A 6,828-nucleotide genomic window follows, 5' to 3' on the forward strand; every position below is an offset into this window, starting at 1 on the left:
TTTTTTATCCCGGAAAGAGATACTTCATAATCCAGGGAAAGAAAACAAGCAGTAATACGATTAATGAAAGCGTTAGTGAGATATGTTTTATCAGCTTCTCTCGTTGTGCATCAGGAATGTTGTTCTTCAAGCGTTTCACCAGGTCGTGTAATGCATCGTTGAACAGAAAACCGCCATCTAACGGGATCATAGGTAAGACGTTGAACAAGGCGACCGCGAGATTCAACCAAAAGATCCAGTACGCTGCATTCACAATGGTCCAAAACACTGAAGGAGGAATGATGCTGAGTGGTCCTGTAATGACAAACGCATCAGTAAAAGGGGCAACAAGGGGATTGTATCCTTGGAAATATCCCCAGAGCGGGATGATATAGAGAATCATCAGACCATTCGGAAAATCTTGAAAAGGATTTTGTAATACGGAGAGAAAGCCGACATGAGCTTGACTTACCTGCCAACCCGCAAAGCTTACATTTCGATATGAATCATTCTGAAAATAGGTATATGCATCAGCAAACGTAATCTGAGATGAAAAAACTGTTTTTCCTTGAACGTAGGTGATGTTTACCGTCTGAAAAGCTTTTGTAGCAGCTAGTATTTGTTTGTAACTTGAAAGATTTTTTATTTGAGTATCATTTAACTTAGAGATAATCATGCCTGGCTGTATGCCAAGATGAGCTGCAGGAGTATCGTCAACGATATAGATAACGCTAACACCATCAGCAGCAGGTTGAACAGCAGACATGCATACAAATGAAAACAGAAAAATACTTAGTAGCACAACTAGAAAATTTGAAAAAGGTCCAGCTGCATAAATTTTCATTCGGGGTATGATCGGTGCTTTTTTTAACTCTTCTTCATCAGGTTCACAAAATGCACCAATTGGGACAATTAGATACAATATCCCCAGTGATTTAACTTTCAGCCTTCCAAGAATCGTGAGAATTCCATGGGAAAATTCATGAGCAACCATTGCGACAATTAAACCAAGAAGGATGTATCCTAAAAAGGCGAGAGGAAGTATTGGGTTAATTCCTGGGATTACTAATGCGACTTCAATTCCAGGTAATGCTTGTTTTTGTTCAGGGGTGAAACCAAGTACTGCCCATGCTTGCCAGATAATCATCGCAGTCATAAAAAACATAGCAATGAAACAAAATAAAATACCTGCAGTGCCAAAACAACTCCAAAAACGATTTCGTTGTGCCAGTCGTTTCAAAAAACCGATTCCTTTTTCAGTCCGCCACATCAACGCAGGGCCCCATAGAGAGATATGATATCGTTCAAGGATATTCTTTTTCCTCAGGATAAAAACTGAGACAGCATAGATGCTGAGTAGGCAAATAAATAGAAAGAAACCCTCAAATATTGTCATAGTTAGGATCAAGGAATACTCTGCCCTTTATTAAAGCTAACCACGTCATTAAAAAATATGAACAAACAATTGTCATTTGAGCGCGCTGGCGATTTGTGTCTGCTCGTCGATTTCTTTTTCATGATGCTCAATGAGATAGGTTTCTTTAATGTAATGATATGATATGGCACCGATAAAAGCAATGATAATCCCTGCAGAGGTATAGCCAATAAAATTTGCAGAAAAAAATGTGACAATGGAAAATTTATTGACAATTGAATTGTACAGTGATTCTAAGACTGCTGAAACGATAAAGCCGAAGGTAAATAATGAAAACGGTATTGTCCAATATTGCCATAATATTTTTTTATCACGAACATACGTATCAGCAACACGACCAAACGCTGCAAGTAAACCAGCAGCTACAATACCCCATGTGATATGTCGTACAAAAGTAATTATGGATAACACCAAGGGGACCTCAGCACTAAAAACAGTGTTACTCATTGCGTAAAAGATGCTGACTGCAATGATAACAAGTGCAAGAATATATGAATAAAAAAAGGGTCGTCCTGCGACAAGACCAGAATGGAGTTCTCGGAGCAAACTGGCGACTTTTTTTTCAGAGTTAAACGTTCGGATAAGTAAATAGATTCCTAAGGTAAATAGGATCGCACCAAAACCAGTTGCAGCCATATTCAGAATTACAAAAATCGCCCATACAATTAGAATCAAGGCTACTGGAATAAAAAATTGTTTTTTTACTTTGTCATCATCAAGCAGCTTAATCACACGATAGTATGCATCTTCAAGTTGCTTGCTCTGTTTTACGGTGACCCGTTGAATCGACGTAATCTTTATCCTTGATTGAACCAGGGGCAAAATAAACTCATCTTCAGCACCATCACTGATAAGGATTGCTTCTTCCGCGCCGAGTTGTGAAATAACCTGTTGAAGCTGTTCTGTGAGGCGAGCATCAGACTTAAATCCAACACTAATATCACCACAAATTGTTACAATTTCAACATCTTTTCCTTCTTTTTTCATTGATTCATACGCATGTATGGCTGAAAAGATAGCATTCACATCAGAATCTTCTGGGTCAACTCGACCTAACGCCATTGCAGCTTCTAGATTATTCGATAATCCAATAATCGGACTTTGTATGTGTGCTTTCCGTCCAAAATCATCATCACGATCAATGTTAAGGATGAGAATTTTAGCCATTTTATATTCATAATTGATAACACATTTGATTTATAAAGTTTTATGAGCATAAACAAAAAAAGTTTTCTTTTAAACTAACCACAATTCACTAATATGAGGAGTGATATTCACCATGATTGTATGCCGTTAATTAGCTTTGACTATCAAGATTTCAGTACATTACTTGGCCATCATCTCTCAAAAGAGGAACTGGTTGAAAAGCTTCCCATGCTTGGCGGTGATCTCGACTCTGTTGAAGGAGACATAATCAATATTGAATTTTTCCCGAATCGGCCAGATTTAACCTCAGTTGAAGGAATCGCTCGAGCATCTCGAGCTTTTTTTGGATTTTCTCCAGGTTTAGCGACATATATCACAAAAAAATCAGACGTCACCTTGATTGTTGACGCAAGTGTTAAAAAAATCAGACCGTTCGTTGTATCTGCCTTGGTTACAAATGTTACTATGACTGATACGATTATTCGTTCACTCATGGAGTTACAAGAAAAACTGCATGTTGGTCTTGGGAGGAATCGAAAAAAAGTCGCAATTGGCGTTCATGATTTTAAACCGGTAAAACCGCCATTTACCTATACTGCTGTTGATCCTGATGCCATTAGTTTTATCCCACTCGCAAAGACAGAACCTATGACCTTGCGAGAAATTCTTGCAAATCATGAAAAAGGGATTGAATATGCTGATTTACTCAAATCATTTGATACCTATCCCATTATTCTTGATGCAAACAACAACGTTCTCTCATTTCCTCCTATTATCAATGGCAGTTTGACTGAAGTAACTCCAGCAACAAGAGATATTTTCATTGATGTTACAGGAACTGATGAAAAAGCAATACATTCAGCGTTGACTATTGTTGTAGCCGCGCTTGCCGAACGAGGTGGCAATATCTATACTACGACCGTACGAGATGGTAAAAAAACTATGATTACACCTGATTTTTCACCGCGACACATGACTGTTTCCTGTGTGCAAATCAATAAAAAACTTGGAGTCAGTCTGACAAATCAACAAATTGCACAATGTCTTGCACGAATGGGATATGCGACTGACGAACAGAAGGACGATACTCTCCAGGTCCAGGTACCAGCATGGCGTTCAGATATTCTCCATGAAATTGATCTTATTGAAGATGTAGCTGTTGGGTATGGTTATGATCGGTTTCAACCAGAACAACCAAAAGGTACTACTTTTGGAAAAACCCTTCCAAATCATCAACTACATGAGACACTCCGTCTCACTCTGATGGGCTTAGGATTCAACGAAGTAACAACATTTACGATATCAAATGAACATGATGAACTAGTCAGTCTTGGACTATCACACCAAAATATGGTTCACATTGCAAACCCAATTGGCGAGGAATATTCACGGTTACGCATGAGCTTACTTCCATCGTTATTAAAACTGTTACGGGAAAACCGCCATCATCCACTTCCTCAGCGTATCTTTGAACTTGGTGTTGTTGTTAATGAATCAGCAAAAAACACTACTCATCTTGCAGCGGTTGTCATCGATGCGAAAGCACATTTCACCCAGTCGAAATCCCTGGTTGAAGCAGTTCTCCGAGAAGTCAATTGTTCCTATTCACTTCAAGAAAAGAAACATGGTGCGTTTATCGAAGGACGGTGCGCAGCAGTTATTCATAACAAAAAAGAAGTAGGATTTTTCGGGGAAATCCACCCACAAACTATTCAAAATTTTTCTTTAGAACATCCAATTATTGCCTTTGAACTCTTTGTTGATCATCTCTTCGTTTAAAATACATGATGTTCACCTCTGTTCTAACAAAAGGATTGATCGGATCATGACGATACATTGCTCAAAATGCTCAAAACCCTCAGTCATCTTCATTCGATACAATGGAAATCATTTATGTAAACATCATTTTAATGAATATGTTGAAAAAAGAGTTCAAAAAGAACTGAAACAGCAAGGAAAAACAAAAAACAATACAAATCTTGGTATTGCCATATCTGGGGGAAAAGATAGCAGCACAACACTGTATCTTATGCATAAAATTTTTTCAAAACGACCAACAGTGACACTCTCTGCAATAACTGTTGATGAAGGAATACAGGGCTACCGAGATACAAGTATACAAATTGCCAAACAACATTGTAAAAAACTTGGCATTGATCATCACATTGTTTCCTTTCAGCAAACCATTGGGATGACGATGGATGATATTGCACAAAGAAACGACGCTATCGGTGAATGTTCGTACTGCGGTGTGTTTAGACGGTTCTGCCTCAATCAGAAAACAAAAGAACTCGGTATCACAAAACTCGTCACGGGCCATAATCTTGACGATACTGCTCAGTCGATCCTGATGAATTTTGTCCACAATGATCTGCAGAAACTTGCACGTCTTGGGCCGCATACCACACTGCAACCAGGTCTTATTCCTCGGCTTATGCCTCTGCGGATGATCCCAGAAAACGAAGTCATGCTCTATGCTATCCTTAATGACATACCGTTTCATCATGCAGAGTGTCCTTATTCAGTTCGAGCGAGCAGAGGGTACTATCGAGCTGTTATTGACACCCTTGAAGAACAGAGTCCAGGTTCCCGCCATGGCATCATAAAAAGTTACGATATGATTAAGGATTTTCTCATCAAATTAAATCAGACATCAGACATCCAAACATGTACTGTGTGTGGCGAACCAACGTCACAAAAAACTTGTAAAACCTGTCTTTTGAAACAACGGATCTTCAAGTAGGCAACGTGCAAGTACTAGATCAATTCTTTTTTTGGCGAACATCAACCACAAGTGTACAATACGTACCAAGACGTGCCTCAAGAATATCGCCGGTCTGAATCTCACCAACACCACAGGGGGTCCCGGTGAGAATCAAATCACCAGGTTTTAATGTCATAATTTCTGAAACAAAGGCGACGATATATTCCAAAGAATAGATCATATCTTGTATCATTGCTTTTTGTTTGATGACGCCATTTACTTTGAGTTCAAGGTCGAGATGGTAAACATTGGAAATTTTTTCTTTTTTAACCACGGTGCTAATCGGGGTGAAGGTGTCAAAACTTTTCGCTATGGTCCACGGCCAGCCATTGTTCTTCGCAACGCTTTGCAGATCACGGGCAGTGATATCCAAACCAACGAGATATCCATAGATATAGTTAAAGGCTTGTTCTTTGGGGATACAGGATGCTTTTCTGCCGATAACTAACCCCAATTCAACTTCATGATGCAAACAGCGTGATCGTTTCGGTATAATAATTGAGCCACCAGTGAAGATCACTGAGCTTTCCGGTTTTAAAAACAAGAGTGGTTCTTGGGTTACTGGTGCGTGCATTTCAGCTGCATGTTCTTGGTAGGTTCTACCCAGACAAACGATTTTTCCAATTGGTAGCTTTTTTGTATCTCTTTCTTGAAATTGGTAGTAGGTCATTAAATGAGTAATATGATTTTCATGGTATAAACCCTTGTTTTTTTACAATTGGTACCAACTGTCGAGAACCTTGATACCACTTGTACAACAACAGGTTTAAAGCAAAACAGGCAAAGAAGTAATTGTGGTGACGAACAATGAACTCAATACTTATTAAGGCTTTGAAAAATAGCTTTGAAATGTCGCATACTGATGCAACTGAACTTGTAAAAACATTAAAGAAAACATTCCGTGGTAAAGAAGAAGTTGAAGATATGAAACTGGATAAATATACTCGTGGTGTTTTTTATGAGCTTCATCGGCAAAAAATTCTCAAAGTTCGGAGAGAAGAATTTAAAGAGAATTCAAAAATTGTACGGAAATACTATTGGTCATTTGATCATGAGGCAATTAAGAACGCGGCAGATCAGCAACCAATTCAAGAATCACCATACCTCATTTATGAAAAAATACCTCGTCATGCATGGTTACTTCGAAATAGTAATACGTAGGCTTCTTTAGTGAGGGGCGCATCCCATCCCCCTCATTTTTTCATTGTTTATGGTCAATACGTGTGGTTAGTATCCTTTTCGTTTACTATGCTATGCTTCTTTCCAACTGTTCCAGTTATTTCTCTATTGTGGAGCGTAGAGATATCGCGCAGTGAAAAATGAGTATATTTTTTATATCAATTTTGATATTTTCCTTCAGAAAATGTTTGGTATATAATCTATATCACTAATGATATATAATATGATTTCATGTGTCATCGGTTAAGAACGTTTGAGTATAAATAAATGTATCCCATTCCTTCCTTTGGATGGGATATACTATGGGATGCAAAAAGAATCGACA

6 protein-coding genes are annotated in these 6,828 nt (G+C 38.4%); 3 read left to right on the forward strand and 3 right to left on the reverse strand.

The genetic code is table 11. The annotated features are described in order from the left end of the window. Window positions 1-4 precede the first annotated feature (4 nt). Together QXL17_01185 and QXL17_01190 are read right to left on the reverse strand one after the other, a co-directional pair. Complete coding sequence (locus tag QXL17_01185) at window positions 5-1,375, reverse strand: site-2 protease family protein (protein MEM4257750.1); 1,371 nt, start codon at window positions 1,373-1,375, stop codon at window positions 5-7. 72 nt (window positions 1,376-1,447) lie between these two features. Continuing rightward, complete coding sequence (locus QXL17_01190) at window positions 1,448-2,581, reverse strand: DUF373 family protein (protein MEM4257751.1); 1,134 nt, start codon at window positions 2,579-2,581, stop codon at window positions 1,448-1,450. A 120-nt stretch (window positions 2,582-2,701) separates the two neighbouring features. Between QXL17_01190 and pheT the strand changes: the two genes are divergently transcribed. After that, entirely contained in the window at window positions 2,702-4,339 is a 1,638-nt protein-coding gene (pheT, locus tag QXL17_01195) for a phenylalanine--tRNA ligase subunit beta (GenBank protein MEM4257752.1), read from the forward strand. Between the two features lie 46 nt (window positions 4,340-4,385). Beyond that, on the forward strand, window positions 4,386-5,303 hold the full coding sequence (locus QXL17_01200; protein MEM4257753.1) for a TIGR00269 family protein: 918 nt from the start codon (window positions 4,386-4,388) through the stop codon (window positions 5,301-5,303). Window positions 5,304-5,322: 19 nt separating this feature from the next. On the opposite strand, the gene QXL17_01205 is transcribed toward QXL17_01200, so the two are convergent. Next, entirely contained in the window at window positions 5,323-5,994 is a 672-nt protein-coding gene (locus QXL17_01205) for a fumarylacetoacetate hydrolase family protein (GenBank protein MEM4257754.1), read from the reverse strand. Window positions 5,995-6,131: 137 nt separating this feature from the next. Here QXL17_01205 and QXL17_01210 point away from each other — a divergent pair, with 137 nt between their 5' ends. Further along, window positions 6,132-6,485, forward strand: a complete 354-nt coding sequence (locus QXL17_01210) for a hypothetical protein (protein MEM4257755.1) — start codon at window positions 6,132-6,134, stop codon at window positions 6,483-6,485. Window positions 6,486-6,828 lie beyond the last annotated feature (343 nt).

It is taken from the genome of Candidatus Thermoplasmatota archaeon (genome assembly GCA_038884455.1).
Lineage (GTDB): Archaea > Thermoplasmatota > E2 > DHVEG-1 > DHVEG-1 > JAWABU01.